Here is a 19,096-nt window from a genome sequence, read left to right as displayed (position 1 = left end):
CGTCAGAGGATCACGTGCGGCAGGAAGCGGGCGTACTCGTCCGTGACCAGGCCCGAGGACTCGCGGATGCCGAGGCCCGCCGACTCGTTCTCGACGACCCAGGCGCCGAGGACGACGTGGTTGTCGTCGAAGGTCGGGAGGGGTGCCAACTCCTGGTAGCAGCAGGGTTCTTCGCGGAGGACGGGGTCGGTGCCCGGGTCGTGGACGGTGACGCCGGCACCCTCGCGGCCGAGGAGGGGCTTGGACACGTAGCCGGTGGTGCCGGCCAGTTCGCGGGGGCCGTCGAGATAGGCCGGGAGGAGGTGGGGGTGGCCGGGGTAGAGCTCCCAGAGGATCGCGAGGAGGGCCTTGTTGCTGAGGAGCATCTTCCAGGCGGGCTCGATCCACATCGTGGTCCCGGTGCCGCCGCCGTTGTCGAGGGTGGCGAGGACGTGCGGGGCGAAGCGGTCGGTGGTGAGCCACTCCCAGGGGTAGAGCTTGAAGATGCTGCGGATGAAGCGGAGCTTCTTGTCGACGAAGCGGTCGGAGAGCCGGTCCCAGCCGATGTCCTCCATGGAGATCCAGTCGGTGTCGAGGCCTGCCTGTTCGGCGGTCTCCTTCAGATAGGCGACCGTCATCAGGTCCTCGCCGAGCTCGTCACCGGCGGAGTGCGCGAAGTAGAGGGGGCTGCCCGGAGGGAGGAGAGGGGACTGCTTCTTCCAGGCGGCGACGAGGCGTTCGTGGAGGGAGTTCCACTGGTCGGCGCCCGGGAAGCGTTCCTCCATCCAGAACCACTGGGGGCTGGCCGCTTCGACGAGCGAGGTCGGGGTGTCGGCGTTGTACTCCAGCAGCTTGGCCGGGCCGGTCCCGTCGTAGCGGAGGTCGAAGCGGCCGTAGACGGAGGGCAGTTCGGCGCGCCGGCGCCATGCCTCGGCGACGAGGCCGGCGAGGCGCGGATCGGTGATGCCGAGGTCGGCGAAGCGGTCCCGCTCGACGATGTGCGCGGCCGCGGCCAGGCACATGCCGTGCAGTTCCTCGACGACCTCCTCCAGCGCCTCGACCTCGGGGAGCGAGAAGACGTAGTACGCGCTCTCGTCCCAGTACGGGCGCAGGGAACCGTCCGGGTGGCGGGTCAGGGGATAGATGAGCCCCTGTTCCTCGACGGTCTCCTGCCAGCCCGGCCGGGGTTCGATGGTGCGGCGTTCCATGGTTCTGCCTCGTCCGCCGGGTCAGCCGCCGCTGGAACCGGAGCCGTCGCCGTCACCGTCGCCCGAACAGCCGAAGCCGTCGCGGTCGACGGCCTCGCTGCGGCTGAAGGTGCCGTAGTCGGCGTAGCCGCGGCTGACGTCCGCGTCGTAGTACCAGGCCGCGTCGACCGAGTCGGTCCGGCTCCTGTTGCCGCTGCTGTTGCTCTTGCGGTTCTTGCCGTACGACGACGAGCTGGAACCCGAGTTGCAGTTCTTGTCGGCGATGACCTTGTAGCCGTTGGCGTAGTCGTAGCTGTCGCGGTCCACGCAGCGGCGGTCCGGATCGGAGCCGCAGGAGGTGAGGGCCGCCGCGACGACGCCCATCCCACCGAGTACGACCGTGCTGGACCGCAGTCGCCTGCGCTGTTCTCCCATGTGTGCTCCCCCGTCGGGCTCATAGGCCCCGCTGTACCGGGGCCGGTTCGCGATACGACGCGCGATGCGGTTCTCGACGTCCGGCCGCCGTCTTATGTGCGCTTTATCGGCGCTCAGACTAGTGATCGAGTCTCTGGAGGGGCCAATCGGGTACGGAGGGGCGGCTACGGACGGGTGATCGCCTCCCACGCGCGGATCGCCTCCAGCGAGCGGATCGCCTGGGCGCGGAGGGCGTCGGCGAGTTCGGGTGGGGCGGAGTCGTCGAGGGTGAAGTCGGTGTCCACCGAGGTGATCATCCAGGCGAGGTCCCGGGGCGTCTCGGCGCCCAGGTACAACAGGCAGCGGTGGTCGTCGAGGGGTTCGAGGACACCCATGCCGGGCCATACCCGGTCGGCGGCCGAGTCGGCGGACTCGTGCAGGGTGACGGTGGCCCGGAAGGGCCAGGCCCGGGAGGAGAGGCGGTGCGCGAGATACGTCGCCGCGTCTGCGTCGGGGAGTCGGCGCGGGGTGAAGCGCGGGCCCGTCGGGGTGCGCGGGACGAGACGGTCGACACGGAAGGTCCGCCAGTCCGCGCGGTCGGTGTCCCAGGCGACGAGGTACCAGTGGCGGTCGAAGCTGACGAGGCTGTGCGGCTCGACGGTGCGGAGGGCGGGGGCGGGGTGGGGGCGTTCGGGTGGAGGGCTTGTGGGGGCGGCAGCGCTGGTTTGGCCGGGCGTGGTGGGGAGCTGGTTGTCGGGGTGGGGGGCCGTGGGGTGTGGAGTGGCGGGGTGGGGGGTGGTGTAGTCGAAGCGGAGGCGTTCGTGGCGGCGGCAGGCTTCGGCGATGGTCATCAGGGTGTCCGGTGAGACCTTGGGGGCCGGAGCCGCGCCGGCTCGTACGGTGGCGGTGTGCAGGGTGGTCACCCGGTGCCGCAGCCGGGAGGGCAGCACCTGCTCCAGCTTGGTGAGGGCGCGCAGCGATGCCTCCTCCATGCCGGCGACGGTGCCGTCGGCGGCGGTGCGGAGCCCCACCACGACCGCGACGGCCTCCTCGTCGTCGAGCAGCAGGGGCGGCAGGCTCGCCCCGGCGCCGAGCCGGTAGCCGGCGGCGCCTCGGGCGGCGTGCACGGGGTAGCCGAGTTCGCGCAGTCGGTCGATGTCCCGGCGCAGGGTCCGTCGGCTGACGCCGAGGTGCTCCGCGAGTTCGGCGCCGGAGCGGTCGCGGTCGCGGTGGGTCTGCAGCAGGGCGAGCAGTTTCAGCAGTCGCCCGGAGGTCTCCAGCATGGGTGTGAGAGTGCCGCAGTGTTAGGACCGTAGGTGACCTAACCGGTTCGTAGCGTCGGGGCATGACGAAGCCGACACCTGAAGTCCATCCGGTACCGCCCGTTCAGCCCGTACCGCCGGCACCGCCGGCACCGCCGGCACCGCCGGTTCAGCCGGTTCAGCCGGTTCAGCCGGTTCAGCCGGTTCAGCCGGTTCAGCCGGTTCAGTCCCTCCGTCCCGAACAGCTTGATCCGGGTGCCATGGGCGACGGTAGCGGGCCGATTCGCCCCTTCCGGATCGACGTCCCGCAGGATCGGCTCGACGATCTGCGCAGGCGGCTGGCCGAGACGCGGTGGCCGGACGAACTGCCCGGCGTCGGCTGGAGTCGGGGCGTGCCGGTGGGCTATCTCAAGGGACTCGCCGAGTACTGGCGTACCGGCTACGACTGGCGGGCGCAGGAGGCCGCGGTCAACGCGTACGCCCAGTACACGACGGAGATCGACAGGCAGAACGTCCACTTCCTTCATGTGCGTTCGCCGGAGGCGGGGGCGACGCCGTTGTTGCTGCTGCACGGCTGGCCGGGCTCGGTGGTGGATTTCCTCGATGTCATCGGGCCGTTGTCCGATCCACGGGCACACGGGGGCGACCCGGGAGACGCGTTTCACGTGGTCGTCCCGTCGCTGCCGGGGTTCGGTTTCTCCACTCCGCTGGCGGGGCCCGGCATGGGCGCGGCCCGTACGGCCACGGTGCTCACGGAGCTGATGTCCCGTCTGGGGTACGGGCGTTACGGGGTTCAGGGATATGACACCGGTTCGTGGATCGCTCCCGAGATGGGGAAGCAGGCGCCGGAGCGGGTCATCGGGGTCCACGTCAACGGAATGATCACCTTTCCCGTCGGGGCGGAGGGTGAGCTGGACGGCCTCAGCGAGGTCGAGCAGCGGCGCTGGCAGGCCATGCAGGACTTCAACGACGGCTATCTCCAGTGCAATGCGAAGCGGCCACAGACGGTGGCGTACGGTCTCACGGACTCTCCCGTCGGCCAGCTGGCCTGGATCGTGGAGAAGTTCAAGGAGCTCACCGATCCGGAGGAGGGGCTGCCCGAGGACAGCGTCGACCTGGACCGGATGCTGACGAATGTCTCGCTGTACTGGTTCACCGGCACGGCCGCGTCTGCCGCCCAGATCTACTACGAGGAGATCTCCGCGAGTTCCTGGGGTGGAGATGCGGACGCCGGGGGTGACTGGGGCGGTGAGACGGGCGGTGGGCGCGGGGAAGTGCCCACCGCCCGGCCCACCGCTCCGCCCACCGCCGTGCTCGTCTCCACGCACGATGTGACGATCCGGCGTTGGGCGGAGCGGGACCATGACGTCGTGCGGTGGACGGAACTCGACCGCGGGGGTCACTTCCTGGCCATGGAGGCTCCGGATTCGCTCGTCCGGGACCTCCGTGAGTTCTTCCGCGAGGTGCGGTGACGGGGGTGCGGTGACGCCGGGTGCGGTGAGGGGAATTCGAGGGGGGTCAGGGCAGGACGGCGCAGAGGGCGTCGAGGGCGCCTGCCCATGCGTGGTCCGGTGGGGCTGCGGACTGCTGGCGATTGTCTGCGTACAAGCGATTCTGGTGCACATGAGTGAGTACCCAGGCCGTGGCAGGTGCGATCTGTTGGGGCGGAACAAAGTTCCGACGGGCTCGCACAAGTGACCGCGACGAACTCTCGGGAGGCGGCCGCGATGGGCACGACGGGCAAGGTCGACGCCTTTCGCGCACTGCACCAAAGGCGCGCCAAGGACGACCCGTTGATTTTGCCCGGCCCGTGGGACGTCGTCAGTGCACGCGTGTTCGCGGAGGCCGGCTTCCCGGCGCTGGCGACGCCGAGCGCCGGGGTCTCGGCCTCGCTCGGTTACGCGGACGGGGCCGCGCCGGCGAACGAGATGTTCGCGGCGGTCGCGCGGATCGCGCGAGCGGTGGACGTCCCCGTGTCGGCGGACGTGGAGGGCGGTTACGGGCTCCCGCCGAAGGAGTTGGTGGAGCGCCTGCTGGAGGCCGGCGCCGTCGGCTGCAACCTGGAGGACTCGGAGAGCGGCGTCCTCAAGGACCCGTCCCGGCACGCCGACCGGCTGGCGGAGGTACGGGCGGCCGCGGGCACGAGCCTGTTCGTCAACGCGCGCGTGGACGTCTTCAAGTACGGCACGCCGTCGGCGGCACCCGACCGCGCAGTACGCGAGCGAGCGGCGCCCGACCGAGCAGCACCCGAGCAAGCGGCGCCCGAGCGAGCGGTGCCCGAGCGAGCGGTGCGTGAGGCCGCGGAACAGGCGATCGAGCGGGCCGGGCTGTACGTCGCCGCCGGCGCCGACTGCGTGTACCCGATCGGCGCCCCGGCTGACGTACTCCCGCTGCTGAGGGCTGAGATCCCGGGCCCGATCAATGTGTTCGCGCACTTGGACGGCCTGGCCCCGCGGCGGCTCGGCGAACTGGGGGCCACGCGGATCACGTTCGGGCCGGGCCTGCAGCGCCGGACGGCGGAACTGCTGACGGCCCTGGCAGGGGGCTTGAGGAGGAAATGGCAGGGCGGGATCCCCGACTGAGCCGCCTGCACTCCGCCGAGCCACGCGCGCGATGCCCCGCCCCGTCGACATCCGAGATTCCCTTGACTAAAGTCAAAGAAATATGGAGGCCAAGCAGCAGTCCGAGCCGGTCGCCACGCGGGATGTACGGAGCCTGCGGCGGTTCAACCGGTACTTCACTCGTCGTATCGGGGCACTGGACGATCACTACCTCGGGCAGGACCGGCCACTTGGGGTGGCACGGCTGCTCTTCGAGATCGGGGAGGTCGGCGGAGACGACGAGGGTGCTTCGCTGCGTGAGCTGCGGGCGCGGCTCGGGCTGGACGCCGGGTATCTGAGTCGGATGGTCAGGGCTCTGGAGGGGCAGGGGCTGGTCCGGGTCGGCGTGCATGGTGGGGACAGCCGCGTGCGGGTCGCCCGGTTGACGCCGGCGGGACGCGCCGAGGTCGACGAGCAGAACCGGCGGGCCGACGCGCTGGCCGAGGGGCTGCTGCGGGGGCTGAGTCCGGCACAGCGGGGCGAGTTGACCGATGCGCTGGGGGCGGCGCGGCGGCTGCTGCGGCTCGCCGCGATCCGGGTCGAGGCCGTGGACGGCGGGTCGGAGGACGCCCGCGCCTGCCTCGACGCCTACGCCGCCGACATCGACGAGCGGTTTCCCGAGGGGTACGACCCGGCCACCCTCGTGCCGGCCCATGAGGTCTCGGGGGACTCCGGGGTCTTCCTCATCGCCTACGAGGAGGAGCGTGCCGTGGGCTGCGGTGCGCTGCGGACGCTCGATCCCGGGGCCGGGATCGGGGAGATCAAGCATGTGTGGGTGCACCCCGGCGCCCGGCGGCTCGGCCTCGCCCGGCGACTGCTCGGCGAGCTGGAGCGGGCGGCCGCCGAGCGCGGTCTCGGCGTCGTACGGCTCGACACGCACGCCTCGCTGACGGAGGCCCAGGCGATGTACCGGGCGTGCGGCTACACGGAGATCCCCCGTTACAACGACGACGTGTACGGGGCCCACTTCTTCGAGAAGCGGCTCCGGCTCGACGGTGACACGCGGCTCGTCTAGCGGGGAGGCCGACGATAAGCGCGTGGCGGCGATGAGCGCATGGCGGCGATAGGCCCGTAGCGCGATGAGCGCGTGGCGGCGATAGGCCCGTAGCGCGGCAAGCGTGTGGCAACGACAGGCGTGTACGCCGAACAGGCCCCGTCCGGTCGAGACCGGGACGGGGCCTGCGTGCATGTGTACCCGCGTGAGCGAGCCGGGGGTTACTGGATGAGGCCGAGCGCGCGGACCGCGTCGCGCTCCTCCGCCAGCTCCTGGACCGAGGCGTCGATACGGGCACGGGAGAACTCGTTGATCTCCAGGCCCTGGACGATCTCGTACTTGCCGTCCTTCACGGTGACCGGGAAGGAGGAGATGAGGCCCTCGGCCACACCGTAGGAACCGTCGGACGGAATGCCCATGGAGGCCCAGTCGCCCTCGGCGGTGCCGTTGACCCAGGTGTAGATGTGGTCGATGGCGGCGTTGGCGGCGGAGGCGGCGGACGAGGCGCCACGGGCCTCGATGATCGCGGCGCCGCGCTTGGCGACGGTCGGGATGAAGTCCTCGGCAAGCCACTTCTCGTCGTTCACGACCTCGGCGGCGTTCTTGCCGGCGACCGTGGCGTGGAAGATGTCCGGGTACTGGGTGGCGGAGTGGTTGCCCCAGATCGTGAGCTTCTTGATCTCGGCGACCGGGACGCCCGTCTTCTTCGACAGCTGGGTCAGCGCGCGGTTGTGGTCCAGGCGGGTCATCGCGGTGAAGCGCTCGGCCGGGACGTCCGGCGCGGCGGCCTGGGCGATGAGGGCGTTGGTGTTGGCCGGGTTGCCGACGACCAGGACCTTGATGTCGTCCGCGGCGTGGTCGTTGATGGCCTTGCCCTGCGGCTTGAAGATGCCGCCGTTGGCCTCGAGGAGGTCGCCGCGCTCCATGCCCTTGGTGCGGGGGCGGGCGCCGACGAGCAGGCCTACGTTGGCGCCGTCGAAGGCCACGTTCGGGTCGTCCGTGATGTCGATGCCCTGAAGGAGCGGGAAGGCGCAGTCGTCGAGCTCCATGGCGGTGCCCTCGGCGGCCTTCAGCGCCGGCGTGATCTCCAGCAGGCGGAGCTTGACCGGCACGTCCGCGCCGAGCAGCTGGCCGGAGGCGATGCGGAAGAGCAGGGCGTAACCGATCTGGCCGGCCGCGCCGGTGACGGTGACGTTCACGGGAGTGCGGGTCATGGCGTTCTCCGTATGACAGCTGGCGGTGGGGCGTCCCTGCCCCTGGTGGGACGTACAGATGATCGATCTCTTGGCGTCAAGAGAGATCGTTGGTCAGGCTATCGCGCATCCGGGATCCCGGACGGCCGGGGTTCGTGTGGCCCACCCCACAAGTCGCGCTGCCGGGCAGGAAGACATGAAGAGGCGGCCGCCGGTCCGGGAGAGGGGGACCAGGGCGGCCGCCATATGGGGGTGCCGGGCCGGGAGGGGGTGTCGTCTCCCGGGCGGGCCGGACTCCCGTGGGGGTACTGTCCGCATGCCCCGGAGTTCGGCGGGCATGCCACTTACACCAGGATTACTTTTTGGGTAGTAGGGATCACGGTGAGTCATGCGGGCGGGATGCTGCCAACGGCCCGGACTCCCCGTGGGACTCCCCTACCCCGTGCACCCCTTCTGCCCCGTGGCCAGCGTCGCGCATGCCGTGGCTTCGCCCGCGTCCTTCACGGCGACCATCTGGGTGTAGGCGATGTTGTCACCGGCCGCTTCGATGGCGGCGGTCTGCTTGGTCGTGCCGACCGCGACCTGGACCTCGTCCCCCTGGGCGGCGCCGGTGATGCGGGCCCAGGCGGCCTGGCAGGTCTTGCTGTAGCGGACCTCGACCCTCGTGGTGCCCACCGTGGCCTCGTCGGTGGTGCGTACGAGGTTGCCGATGCACCCCATGGTCTCCGGGTCCTTGCCGTCGCAGGTCTTGCCGCTGCACTTCACGCCGGCCGGAAGGTCGGGGTCGGCGCCGGTCGAGACCGACGGGGACACCGACTGCTTGCCCCCGGCATCGTTCCGGCCGTCACCGTTGGTGAGGAAGAAGGCCGCCGCGATCACGACGAGCGCGCCGACGGCTCCGGCGAGGAACATCGTCACGCGCCGCTTCGGCTGGGAATCACCGTCGTCGGGACGGCCGCCCCCGTCCGGCGGTGGACCGAAGACACCGGAGGGAGCCGAGGCGCCGCCGGAAGCCTGGAACCTCCCGGAAGCCTGTGCACTGTTGGGACCGGGCCCGCCGGCCGGTACGCGGGCCGACGACGCCGACGAGGACGAGGAGGCCGACGCCGGTGGGCTGCCCCCCGCCGTACCCGCGGGCGCCGAGGGCGACGGTGCAGGCGTCGCGGGCGATGACGGCGGCGCGGCTCCCCAGCTGACGCGTGGCGCGCCGGTGGCCGGGCCCCCGTACGGCGGGCGCGAGGTGCGCTCCTCGCCCGGCGAGCGCGGCTGCGGCGGGATCGTCGGCGAGACGCCCGCCGGGCCGGCCACACCCGGTGTGGCGGTCGCACTCCGGCTCCCCCGGCCGTTCCTGCCGCCCTTGACGGTCGACTGGCCCCCCGTCTCGCCCAGGGCGGCGCGCGCCTGGGAGATACGGATCGCTTCCATGGTCATGTCGTGGCGCATCTCCGAACGGCTCCAGGCACGCTCGGCCAGCTCCCACATGGTGGTCAGATGGACGGGATCGGTACCGGTCACCTCGGCCAACGCGACGATCGCGCCTTTCGGCGCGAGCAGTCTGCCGTTGAGATACCGCTCCCAGGACGTCTTGCTGTAGCCCGTGCGGTCGGCCACCGCGGCGATGCTCAGTCCACTGCGGTCGACGAGCCGGCGCAGCTGGCCCGCGAACTCCCTGACCTGTGGATCGAGTTCATCGGGCAAGGCCCTCCAACGAGGCATTGCTTCCCCCCTCTTCCCCCCGTACGTCTCTGAACTTTCCCCCCGTGCCCGCTGTCCCCGCACCCGCTATTCCCGGGCCCGCCATCCCCGTGCCGCTGCCGCGTCGCATGTCGCCCTCGCTGAATCCTGTTCCGGGGCCGAGTCCGAGGCCCTCTCGGAGCCCCGTTCTGGACTACCCACTGGGATGCGCCCGGCCGGGATGTCAGTTCCCTGGAAAGGGGCGTGCGGGAGCATTTCGGGCCGGAGCGCGCGCCGTTGCACACCCCCCAACGGCCTGTGGTCCCAGTGTCCCACCGGCTTCCCGGATTTCCGGGCGGAATCGCAGGTCCGCGCACGGGACGTCCCGGACCGTCCCAAATGCTCACGTTAGCCCTGGTGTTGAGCGAGTCGACGCCGAATCCTCGAACCTGTCAACACATCGACACAACGAGCACACATGCGCAGCCACATGAGTCGAACGAGGGCTCGCACGCTTCGTACGCTCGCACGACTCGCACACCTCGTCGAACGCCTCAGCGGGTCGGCGGGGGCTCGTGCGGATCGTGTGCGTCGGTGAATGTCGGAAGATCAACGGGGACCAGGGGGATCACATGCCACACAGGACCAGGCTGCTGCTCGCGGCCGTCGCCGTGACGGCCTCGGCCGGGCTCGCGCTCGGCGCCACCGCTCCGCTCGCCGCGGCCTCCGGACCGCACGTCGTCGACGGCTCCGGAGCCGCGTACAACGACTGGGGCGACGAGGGCACGCTGTCCGTCAAGAAGCACTCCAAGAGCAACGCGACGCGGCTGTGGCAGAGCGTGCTGTACGCCGACGGCGCCAAGTGGGAGGACTCCAGCGGGAATCAGCACACGTTCACCGCGTCGGACATCGACGGGATCTTCGGCTGGAAGACCCGCTCGGCGACCGAGTACTGGCAGGCGGAGGAGGAACTGGAGGACGTCGACGGGGTCGTCGGCAAGGAGACCTTCGGGCAGGCCGACGGCTTCCTGGACGGCCCGAACGGCGACGGCACCGTCACCTACTCCGGCCTGGTGAACAACGTGACCTTCAAGCGGATCGACGGGCAGTACTACGTCAAGATCGGCTCGAAGTGGAAGCTCGCCGCGTACAAGTGGCGCGGCTGAGGGAGCCCGCGGCCCCGGGCGCGTGAAGGGCTCCGGGGGTGAGTGCCTGGGCAGCCGGGATGCCTGGGTGGGGGCCGTCACGACAGTGTGACGGCCCCTATCAGCGCGGCGCCGACGAGAGCCAGGGCGACCAGGACGGCGAGCGCGGCGTAGAGGGCGATACGGCCGGGCGGGCGGGGCGTCGGCTCCTCGGCGAGAATGTCCCACCAAGGGAGCGTGGGGTCGTCCTCGTACGCCTCCGAGCCGGCCTCCGTCCCGGCCGTGGTGCTTGCCCCCGCCGTCGTTTGTGCCCCTGCGCCTGCTTCCGCACCCGGCTTCCCGGTGGCTTGCGGCGGGGTCGGGGGCACGGTCTGCGTCGCGGGGCGCGGCCAGGCCCGTACGGCCAGTTCCCAGCGCGCCCCGAAGCGTTCGGCGTCCTCCCCCGCGACCCGGCACAGGGCGACGACCGCCTGGCGGGGCGGTGGCTGGGTCGCGTTGAGGTACCGCTGCCAGGAGGACTTGCTGTACGCGGTGCGCGCGCCCAGCGCGACGAGGCTGAGCCCCGTGCGGTCCTTCAGCAGGCGCAGCTGCTCCACGAAGTGCTGTACCTCCGGGGGGAGTCCGTCGGGCAGCGGCTGCCAGGCACCCATCGGCTGCCTCCTGTGCTCAGTGTGGGGGTCTGAGCAGGTGACGAAGGGGGTGGGCGAGCCGGTTCCCGCCGGGCCGGGGGCGCACGGCGGCGTTGAGGTGGTGCGGAAGCGGGCGTCGGGTCACGCGGCTGACGGCGCACGGTGATGACGCCCGCCGTCGTCGTGGCCCGGTGCGGACACCTTGCCGGAATGGTCACTTCCGTGCCACAGCGGGCTGACAGGTGTTGAACAGGCCGTTCGCCGTGCAGGAGTGTGGAGCGCAGACGGCGGTCCGTCCTTACTCGGGGGAGGGGACGGGCCGCCGCCGTGTGTACGGAAGACCGGTGGGCCGGGTCCAGGGACATCAGCCTGCCTCGTCGCCCACGGTGAAGTGCAGGGTGTCCTTGAGGAACGGGATCTCCAGCAGCGGCTTGGGCTGCGCCATCAGCGCGAGAAGCACGATGGCGGTGCCCAGGACGATGTACGTGACCATGTCGGTGAAGCGGGAGCGGACGGCGAGCATGCCGACGTCCGGTACGGTCCAGCGCAGCACCGCGCCGGCGAGCAGCGCGGCCCCGATCAGGATGGTGCCGGCCCGGAAGACGTCCAGTGCGGTGAGCAGCAGCCCGAGCCCCACGGTGCTCAGCACGGCGAGGATCGGCCACTGCCGGACGGGGGCGGGCGCCTCCCGCGACGCCGCCCGGCCGCCGCCCTCGGGCCGCGCCGTGTCCCTGGTGAACATCGGGAACCGCCGAGTCGCCCGAACGGGCTTGCCGTCGGCGTCCGGAACACTGATGGGATCCCGAACCTCGATCTCCCCGACCGCGTCGGCCGCCCCTGCCGCACGGGCCGATGCCGCCGCGTCGGCCGACCGTGCGGCGCCGGTCGATGCCGCCGCGCCGGCCGACCTCGTGGCGCCGGTCGCCTCAGCCGTGTTCGCCGTACCGGCGGCCCCGGTCGCGTTAGCGGTCCCGGTCGCCTCGGTCGCCTTAGTGGTCCCGACCGAGCCGGGCGCGTCAGCGGTCCCGGCCGCCCCGGTCGCGTTAGTGGTTCCGGTCGCGCCGGTCGCGTTAGTGGTGCCGGTCGCCTCGGTCGCACTAACGGCCCCAGCCGAGCCGGTCGCGTTAGCGGCCTCGGCCGCCCTGGCGGTCCCTGTCGCCTCAGTCACCCTGGTCGTCTCAGTCGTCTCAGTCGTCTCAGTCGTCTCAGTCGTCTCAGTCGTCTCAGTCGTCTCAGTCGTCTTCGTCGTCTCAGTCGTCTTCGTCGTCCTCGACATTTCCGCCCTCTCCGACGCCGCCGACTTGTCCGACTTCCCCGCCCGGCCCGACGATCCCGTCCGCTCCGACATCCCGGGCTGGTCCGAGACCCCCGGCCGGTCAGAGGTGCCCTGCCGGCCCGAACCCCCCGGCCGGCCCGAAGCACCCCGCTGATCGGAAGCCCCCGGCCGACCCGAAGCGCCCCACCGACCCGAGGCCCCTTCCGCCTCGCCGTCAGCCGACACTGCGCTCCGCCGCCTCGACCACGTTGACGAGCAGCTGGGCGCGGGTCATGGGGCCGACGCCCCCGGGGTTGGGGGAGATCCAGCCGGCGACCTCGGCGACGCCGGGGTGGACGTCGCCGACGATCTTGCCCTCGGCGGAGCGGGAGACACCGACGTCGAGGACGGCGGCGCCCGGCTTCACGTCCTCGGGCCGGACGAGGTGGGCGGAGCCGGCCGCGGCGACGATGATGTCGGCCCGCTTCAGGTGCGCGGCCAGATCACGGGTACCGGTGTGGCACTGGGTCACCGTCGCGTTCTCGCTGCGCCGGGTGAGGAGCAAGGGCATCGGGCGGCCGATGGTGACACCGCGGCCGACGACCACGACCTCGGCGCCCTTGATCTCGACGCCGTACTGGCGAAGGAGCGTGAGGACACCGTTGGGGGTGCACGGAAGCGGCGCGGGCTCGTTGAGGACCAGGCGCCCGAGGTTCATCGGGTGGAGGCCGTCCGCGTCCTTGTCGGGGTCCATCAGTTCGAGGATGCGATTCTCGTCGATGCCCTTGGGAAGCGGCAGCTGGACGATGTAGCCGGTGCAGGCGGGGTCCTCGTTGAGTTCCCGCACCGCCGCCTCGATCTCCTCCTGGGTGGCGGTCGCGGGCAGTTCACGCTGGATGGAGGCGATGCCGACCTGCGCGCAGTCACGGTGCTTTCCCGCGACGTACTTCTGGCTGCCGGGGTCGTCGCCGACCAGGATCGTGCCGAGTCCGGGCGTGACGCCCTTCTCCTTCAGCACCGCCACGCGGGCGGTCAGATCGGACTTGATCGCGGCTGCGGTGGCCTTGCCATCGAGAATCTGGGCGCTCATGGCCCCAATCTTCGCGGATGACCGGTGCCGGGTTCCAATCCGGTCACCTGCCGGACGCCTCCTCACGGCCTTCCCACGGACGTCCCACCGCCCGCCACCCCCTTCCCACCGCCGTCGCAGCCCCTTCGCACCGCCTTCCCCTCACCTTCCGGCCCCCGTTCCCGACAAGATCGGATGTGTTGCACTTGCACAACACCGGGGAATCGCCCTGGACATCCGGGCGGACATATAAAACGATTGGGGCACAGTGCCGCGGGCACTGCCGGGGGGCGTGACCACTTCAAGAGATCAGGGCATTCCTCCGACCCGTGCCGCGCGTCCCCGCACCAGGCAACGGAGGAAATCCCGCCATGAGCTTCGGCGACCCGAACAACCCGTACGGCCAGCCCCAGCAGCAGCCGCCCGCCCAGGGCTACGGCTACCCGCAGCAGAGCCAGCCCCAGCAGCCGGGGTACGGCTACCCGACCGCCCCACCGGTCTCCCAGGGGTACGGCGGCTACCCGAACGCCCCCGAGACCATGCCCAGCACGGTCAACGCGGCCCGCATCATGCTCTGGGTCATCGTCGGCCTGCAGGTGATCGGCGTGCTGCTGTACGGCATCGGCGCGGTCGGCGTGAGCGCGGCCAGCGACAGCACCGAGGACCCGGCTCTCGCGGAGGCACTGGGGAACATCCCCACCGGCCAGATGGTGGCGATCGCCATCTTCGCGGTGGCCTGGCTCGTCTACGCGATCATGCTGGCCGTGAAGTTCAAGTCCGGCGGCAACGGCGTACGCGTCGCCGCGCTGGTCTTCGGCATCATCACGGCCGTCCTGGGCATCTTCCCGTTCTTCCTGATCGGCCTGGTCCACCTGGTGCTGGGCGTCCTGATCGCCGTCTTCGTCGGCAACGCCAACGGCAAGGCGTGGTTCAACCGCCCGCGCTACTGAGCGACCGAGCGCCGCGCCCGAAGGGCCGTGCCCCCGCAGGAGGGGGTACGGCCCTTCGGGCGCGTTCAGGCCGCCGACACGCACGGGGGGGGGACGGCCACGGCGGCGGCCGGTACGCGGCGTACTACCACCAGCGGCATCCCGACCAGAGCCACCGCAAGCCGGTGCCAACCGCTGACCCGGCCCCGGGCCCGGGATCGGCCCGCCGGACCTTCTCCGGCGGCCCGATCCCGGCTTCGCCCGCACGGTAGTCTCTCGTCAACTCGCGTTGCCACTGGGACCGTTGAGGCAGCGCACGACAAGAGAGAACACCACCCGGGGGACCCATGTCAGACCAGCGGCCGAAGCCGCCTCCGTACTCCCCGGCGTCGGGTGACGCCGCGCTGGAGCAAACGGGCGCGACCCCGCTGAGACCGTCGGACCCCGGACGCCTCGGACCGTACGTGCCGCTCGGGCTGCTCGGCAGCGGCGGGATGGGCCGGGTGTATCTGGCACGGCCGGTCGACGAGACGCCGGGGCTGGCCGCGGTGAAGGTGATCCGCCCGGAGTACGCGGAGGACACGGAGTTCCGGCGCCGGTTCCAGCGTGAGGCGGGCGTGCACGACCGGGTCCGTACGCCGTACGCGCCACGCCTGCTCGGCACCGGCCTCGAACCCGCGGACGAGAACGGTCACGAACTGCTGTGGATGGCCACGCAGTACCTCCCGGGCCTCAACCTCGCGGACGCGGTGCGCGACTGCGGCACGCTGACTCCCGCCGCGGCCTGGCGCCTGGTGGGCGAACTGGGCCGCGCGTTGTCGGCACTGGCCGCCGCGGGAGTGGTCCACCGCGACCTCAAGCCCTCCAACGTCCTCCTCTCGTCCGACGGCGTCCACGTCATCGACTTCGGCATCTCGCAGGCGGTGGACAGCAGCGCGATCACGACCACCGGAAGCCGGGTCGGCACGCCCGCGTACATGTCACCGGAGTACCTCCGGGACGGCCGCTGCGACTCCGCGTCGGACGTCTTCTCCCTGGCCGGGACACTGGTGTACGCCGTCACCGGACACGCCCCGTTCGGCAACGGCACCGGCGTCGACGTCATGCACCGGGTCGCCTTCGAAGAACCCAAGCCGGCCCTGATGGCCGAAGTGGCCTCCGCCGACCCGGCCCTGGCCGCCCTCCTCACCACCTGCCTCGCCAAGGACCCGACCGGCCGCCCCACCGCGGCCCACCTCACCGAAGCAGCCGAGGCAGCCCCCGGCACCGCCCACCCCTGGCCCACCCCCCTCGACTCCCGCCTCCTCGCCCGCCAGGAGTCCTGCGCGTTACTGGCCCGCGCCACCACCCGAGAGACGGTCCACTTCCGCATCCCCACGCAACGCGCCACGCCACCGCCCCCACCCCAGGCCTTCGGACCGGCCACACCACCGAGGGCGTACGGGCCTCCGCCGCCCGCAGGGGCCTACGGGGTGCCCGCGTCGGCCGGGATGTACGGGCCGGCCGCGGCGTCGGCCGACGCGTACGCGCTGCCCTCGGGGGCGGGCGGGGGGCATGGGCCCACGGTCGTGTCGGGGAAGGCTCGGCGGAGGAAGCCGTACGTCGCGGTGGTCGCCGCGCTGGCCGTGGTGGCGGTGTGCGTGGTCGCTGCCGGGGCGTACTTCGCCACGCGGCCGGCGGGCGGGGACTCCGTGGCCACCCGGCCCACGGGCGGGGTGACGACGGTGCCGGACGGGGACGCTGCGTCGCCGCTTCCGGGGTCCTCAGGCTCGCCGTCCCCTTCCGTCAGCGAGGAGAAGAAGGACGAGGAGGGCGAGGAGAGCCCGTCCGCCGAGCCCACGCGCGGGGCCACCGGCCCCACCCCCAGCGGCGCGGCCGACCCCACCTCCGGCGGCGGTTCCTCGGGCGGCGACGACCCTGGCACAGCCGCGACACCCGCCCCCGCCCCCACCAAGACGGCGACGAAGCCCGCCACCCCGGCCTGGATCTCCCAGTGCACCTACTACTCCGGCACCGAACTCACCGACCGCGGCGACGAGGGCCAACGTGTCGTACAGGTGCAGTGCATGCTCGACAAACGCGGCTACAGCGTCGGCGGCTCCGGCGTGGACGGCAAGTTCGGCAAGGACACCGAGTCGGCGGTCAGACAGTTCCAGAGCGCGAAGGGGCTGGAGGTCGACGGTCAGGTCGGCCCCAACACCTGGGCGGCGCTGCGCGGCACGACGTAACGAGCCGCGCGGCACGACGAAGCGAGCACCCGCTGCGGAACCGTACGGCGAAGGGCTGTCGGACCCGTACGGCGAAGGGCCCGTCGGTGTGTCCGACGGGCCCTTCGTCCTACGTCATCAGCGGCGCGGCTCAGTGGAAGAAGTGCCGCGTCCCCGTGAAGTACATCGTGATCCCCGCCTTCTGCGCGGCCTCGACGACCTGCTCGTCACGGACCGAACCGCCGGGCTGCACGATGGCCTTGACGCCGGCCGCGCTCAGGACGTCGATGTTGTCCGGGAAGGGGAAGAACGCGTCCGAGGCGACGTACGAGCCCTCGGCCCGCTCGGCCCCGGCCCGCTCCACCGCCAGCTTGCAGGAGTCGACGCGGTTGACCTGCCCCATGCCAACGCCGACCGAGGCGCCGTCCTTGGCGAGGAGGATCGCGTTGGACTTGACCGCACGGCACGCCTTCCAGGCGAAGGCCAGCTCGGCCAGCTCGTCGGCGGAGAGGGCGTCACCGGTCGCGAGGGTCCAGTTGGCGGGGTCGTCACCGTCGGCCTGGAGCCGGTCGGTGACCTGGAGGAGCGCGCCGCCGTCGATCGGCTTGACGTCGACGGGGTGCGCGGGGCTGTCGGGGCAGCGCAGCACGCGGATGTTCTTCTTCTTGGCGAGGGCCTCCAGGGCCCCCTCCTCGTAGTCGGGCGCGACGATGACCTCGGTGAAGATCTCGGCGACCTGCTCGGCCATCTCCTTGCTGACCGGCCGGTTCACGGCGATGACGCCGCCGAACGCGGACAGCGGGTCACAGGCGTGCGCCTTGCGGTGCGCCTCGGCCACGTCGGCGCCGACCGCGATGCCGCACGGGTTGGCGTGCTTGATGATCGCGACGGCGGGCTCGTCGTGGTCGTACGCGGCACGGCGGGCGGCGTCCGTGTCCGTGTAGTTGTTGAACGACATCTCCTTGCCGTGCAGCTGCTCGGCCGACGCCAGGCCGCCCGTGCCGGCGGTGTAGAGCGCGGCGGGCTGGTGCGGGTTCTCGCCGTAGCGCAGGGTGTGCGCGCGCTCCAGGCTGGTGGCGAGGAAGGAGGGGAACTGCGAGTCGTCGGCGGGCGCGTAGGCGGAGGCGAACCAGGACGAGACCGCGATGTCGTACTCGGCCGTGTGCCGGAAGGCCTCACCGGCCAGCCGCTTGCGGGTGGCGAGGTCGAAACCGCCGCCCCGCACGGCCGCCAGGACGTCGGCGTACCGCGCCGGGCTGGTGACCACGGCGACCGACGGGTGGTTCTTGGCGGCGGCGCGGACCATGGAGGGGCCGCCGATGTCGATCTGCTCGACGCACTCGTCGGGGGTGGCGCCGGAGGCGACGGTCTCCCGGAACGGGTAGAGGTTCACGACGACGAGGTCGAACGGCTCCACGCCCAGCTCGGCGAGCTGCCGCCGGTGGTCCTCCAGACGGAGGTCGGCGAGGATGCCGGCGTGCACCTTGGGGTGCAGGGTCTTGACCCGGCCGTCCAGGCACTCGGGGAAGCCGGTCAGCTCCTCGACCTTGGTGACGGGAACGCCGGCAGCGGCGATGCGCCCGGCGGTGGACCCGGTCGAGACGAGTTCGACGCCCGCCTCGTGCAGGCCGCGCGCGAGGTCCTCGAGGCCCGTCTTGTCGTAGACGCTGACGAGCGCGCGACGGATGTCCCGCCTGCCGCTCGCGTTGTCGCTCCCGTTGTCGCTCTCGGCCGTGACAGTGCTGTCGGCGGTCACTGGATAACTACCTTTCGTCCCTCAATGCGATAGCCGTTGCGGGCGAGCCGCCCCACGACATCGACGAGCAGCCTTCGCTCGACTTCCTTGATGCGCTCGTGCAGAGCGCTCTCGTCGTCCTCGTCCCTGACCTCCACCACGCCCTGCGCGATGATCGGCCCGGTGTCGACGCCGTCGTCGACGAAGTGGACGGTGCAGCCGGTGACCCTGGCGCCGTACGCGAGCGCGTCCCGCACCCCGTGGGCCCCGGGGAAACTGGGGAGGAGGGCCGGGTGGGTGTTGACGAACCGTCCACCGAACCGGGCCAGGAACTCCTTCCCCACGATCTTCATGAACCCGGCGGAGACGACCAGATCGGGCTCGTACGCGGCCACGGCCTCGGCGAGCGCCGCGTCCCACTCCTCGCGGGTGGCGTAGTCCTTGACCCGGCACACGAAGGTCGGCAGTCCGGCGCGCTCGGCCCGGGCGAGCCCCTCGATGCCGCCGCGGTCGGCTCCGACGGCCACGATCTCGGCGCCGTAGGCCTCGACGCCGGTCGTCGCGATGGCGTCCAGCAGCGCCTGGAGGTTGGTGCCGGATCCGGAGACCAGCACGACGAGGCGCTTGGCCACGGGCTTGGCGGCCACGGTGGGGCCCTTTCTACGGGTTCTGCGGGGGACGTTCGGGTCTGCCATCGTGCACTTGCGTGCTTGTGCGTTCATACGAATGCTTCACGTCCCCCGATACGGGGAAGTCTACGAAGCGGCCGACCGTCAGCAACGATACCGGCACACCGGACGGCCCCCGTGGGACGGGGGCGTGGC

The 19,096-nt window shown here is 71.5% G+C and carries 17 protein-coding genes; 7 read left to right on the top strand and 10 right to left on the bottom strand.

The window, feature by feature from the left end:
* Positions 1 to 2: 2 nt before the first annotated feature.
* From ACWD26_RS09345 to ACWD26_RS09335, 3 genes are all read right to left on the bottom strand, one after another.
* The gene (locus ACWD26_RS09345; RefSeq protein WP_451267848.1) at positions 3 to 1,187 is read right to left on the bottom strand and encodes a glutathionylspermidine synthase family protein; all 1,185 of its coding nucleotides are present in this window, start codon (positions 1,185 to 1,187) and stop codon (positions 3 to 5) included.
* 21 nt (positions 1,188 to 1,208) lie between these two features.
* Entirely contained in the window at positions 1,209 to 1,601 is a 393-nt protein-coding gene (locus ACWD26_RS09340) for a hypothetical protein (protein ID WP_451267846.1), read from the bottom strand.
* Positions 1,602 to 1,765: 164 nt separating this feature from the next.
* Positions 1,766 to 2,863, bottom strand: coding sequence for a helix-turn-helix transcriptional regulator (locus tag ACWD26_RS09335; RefSeq protein WP_451267844.1), 1,098 nt, complete (start codon positions 2,861 to 2,863; stop codon positions 1,766 to 1,768).
* Positions 2,864 to 3,102: 239 nt separating this feature from the next.
* Between ACWD26_RS09335 and ACWD26_RS09330 the strand changes: the two genes are divergently transcribed.
* From ACWD26_RS09330 to ACWD26_RS09320, 3 genes are all read left to right on the top strand, one after another.
* The gene (locus ACWD26_RS09330) at positions 3,103 to 4,314 is read left to right on the top strand and encodes an epoxide hydrolase family protein (protein WP_451267842.1); all 1,212 of its coding nucleotides are present in this window, start codon (positions 3,103 to 3,105) and stop codon (positions 4,312 to 4,314) included.
* A gap of 255 nt (positions 4,315 to 4,569) precedes the next feature.
* Positions 4,570 to 5,424, top strand: coding sequence for an isocitrate lyase/PEP mutase family protein (locus tag ACWD26_RS09325; RefSeq protein ID WP_451268033.1), 855 nt, complete (start codon positions 4,570 to 4,572; stop codon positions 5,422 to 5,424).
* Positions 5,425 to 5,506: 82 nt separating this feature from the next.
* Positions 5,507 to 6,457, top strand: a complete 951-nt coding sequence (locus ACWD26_RS09320; protein WP_451267840.1) for a GNAT family N-acetyltransferase — start codon at positions 5,507 to 5,509, stop codon at positions 6,455 to 6,457.
* Positions 6,458 to 6,657: 200 nt separating this feature from the next.
* Here ACWD26_RS09320 and ACWD26_RS09315 read toward each other — a convergent pair whose 3' ends face one another.
* The gene (locus tag ACWD26_RS09315) at positions 6,658 to 7,650 is read right to left on the bottom strand and encodes a malate dehydrogenase (RefSeq protein ID WP_451267838.1); all 993 of its coding nucleotides are present in this window, start codon (positions 7,648 to 7,650) and stop codon (positions 6,658 to 6,660) included.
* Positions 7,651 to 8,064: 414 nt separating this feature from the next.
* A complete protein-coding gene (locus tag ACWD26_RS09310; protein WP_451267836.1) occupies positions 8,065 to 9,345 on the bottom strand; it encodes a DUF2690 domain-containing protein in 1,281 nt (426 codons plus the stop codon).
* A gap of 590 nt (positions 9,346 to 9,935) precedes the next feature.
* Here ACWD26_RS09310 and ACWD26_RS09305 point away from each other — a divergent pair.
* Positions 9,936 to 10,469, top strand: coding sequence for a peptidoglycan-binding domain-containing protein (locus ACWD26_RS09305; protein ID WP_451267834.1), 534 nt, complete (start codon positions 9,936 to 9,938; stop codon positions 10,467 to 10,469).
* 77 nt (positions 10,470 to 10,546) lie between these two features.
* Here ACWD26_RS09305 and ACWD26_RS09300 read toward each other — a convergent pair whose 3' ends face one another.
* Together ACWD26_RS09300 and ACWD26_RS09295 are read right to left on the bottom strand one after the other, a co-directional pair.
* The gene (locus tag ACWD26_RS09300) at positions 10,547 to 11,098 is read right to left on the bottom strand and encodes a helix-turn-helix domain-containing protein (RefSeq protein ID WP_451267832.1); all 552 of its coding nucleotides are present in this window, start codon (positions 11,096 to 11,098) and stop codon (positions 10,547 to 10,549) included.
* A 343-nt stretch (positions 11,099 to 11,441) separates the two neighbouring features.
* Complete coding sequence (locus ACWD26_RS09295) at positions 11,442 to 11,891, bottom strand: DUF3017 domain-containing protein (RefSeq protein WP_451268031.1); 450 nt, start codon at positions 11,889 to 11,891, stop codon at positions 11,442 to 11,444.
* Here ACWD26_RS09295 and ACWD26_RS09290 point away from each other — a divergent pair.
* Positions 11,812 to 12,507 (top strand): hypothetical protein, encoded by a 696-nt coding sequence (locus tag ACWD26_RS09290; protein WP_451268047.1) that lies wholly within the window; start codon positions 11,812 to 11,814, stop codon positions 12,505 to 12,507. The genes ACWD26_RS09295 and ACWD26_RS09290 overlap by 80 nt on opposite strands.
* A 60-nt stretch (positions 12,508 to 12,567) precedes the next feature.
* Here ACWD26_RS09290 and ACWD26_RS09285 read toward each other — a convergent pair whose 3' ends face one another.
* The gene (locus tag ACWD26_RS09285) at positions 12,568 to 13,422 is read right to left on the bottom strand and encodes a bifunctional methylenetetrahydrofolate dehydrogenase/methenyltetrahydrofolate cyclohydrolase (RefSeq protein WP_451267830.1); all 855 of its coding nucleotides are present in this window, start codon (positions 13,420 to 13,422) and stop codon (positions 12,568 to 12,570) included.
* A gap of 350 nt (positions 13,423 to 13,772) precedes the next feature.
* Between ACWD26_RS09285 and ACWD26_RS09280 the strand changes: the two genes are divergently transcribed.
* The gene (locus ACWD26_RS09280) at positions 13,773 to 14,351 is read left to right on the top strand and encodes a hypothetical protein (protein ID WP_451267828.1); all 579 of its coding nucleotides are present in this window, start codon (positions 13,773 to 13,775) and stop codon (positions 14,349 to 14,351) included.
* 326 nt (positions 14,352 to 14,677) lie between these two features.
* Positions 14,678 to 16,558 (top strand): protein kinase domain-containing protein, encoded by a 1,881-nt coding sequence (locus ACWD26_RS09275; RefSeq protein ID WP_451267826.1) that lies wholly within the window; start codon positions 14,678 to 14,680, stop codon positions 16,556 to 16,558.
* Between the two features lie 130 nt (positions 16,559 to 16,688).
* Here the strand turns inward: ACWD26_RS09275 and purH are convergent, their stop codons facing one another.
* Both purH and purN read right to left on the bottom strand, forming a co-directional pair.
* Positions 16,689 to 18,293, bottom strand: a complete 1,605-nt coding sequence (gene purH / locus ACWD26_RS09270; protein WP_451267824.1) for a bifunctional phosphoribosylaminoimidazolecarboxamide formyltransferase/IMP cyclohydrolase — start codon at positions 18,291 to 18,293, stop codon at positions 16,689 to 16,691.
* A complete protein-coding gene (purN, locus tag ACWD26_RS09265; RefSeq protein WP_451268029.1) occupies positions 18,290 to 18,919 on the bottom strand; it encodes a phosphoribosylglycinamide formyltransferase in 630 nt (209 codons plus the stop codon). The genes purH and purN overlap by 4 nt, the downstream gene beginning before the upstream one ends.
* Positions 18,920 to 19,096: the final 177 nt, after the last annotated feature.

This window comes from Streptomyces sp. NPDC002787, assembly GCF_053592095.1.
Note: the sequence above shows the minus strand (reverse complement) of the source record. Positions and strands in the feature narration are given on the sequence as shown.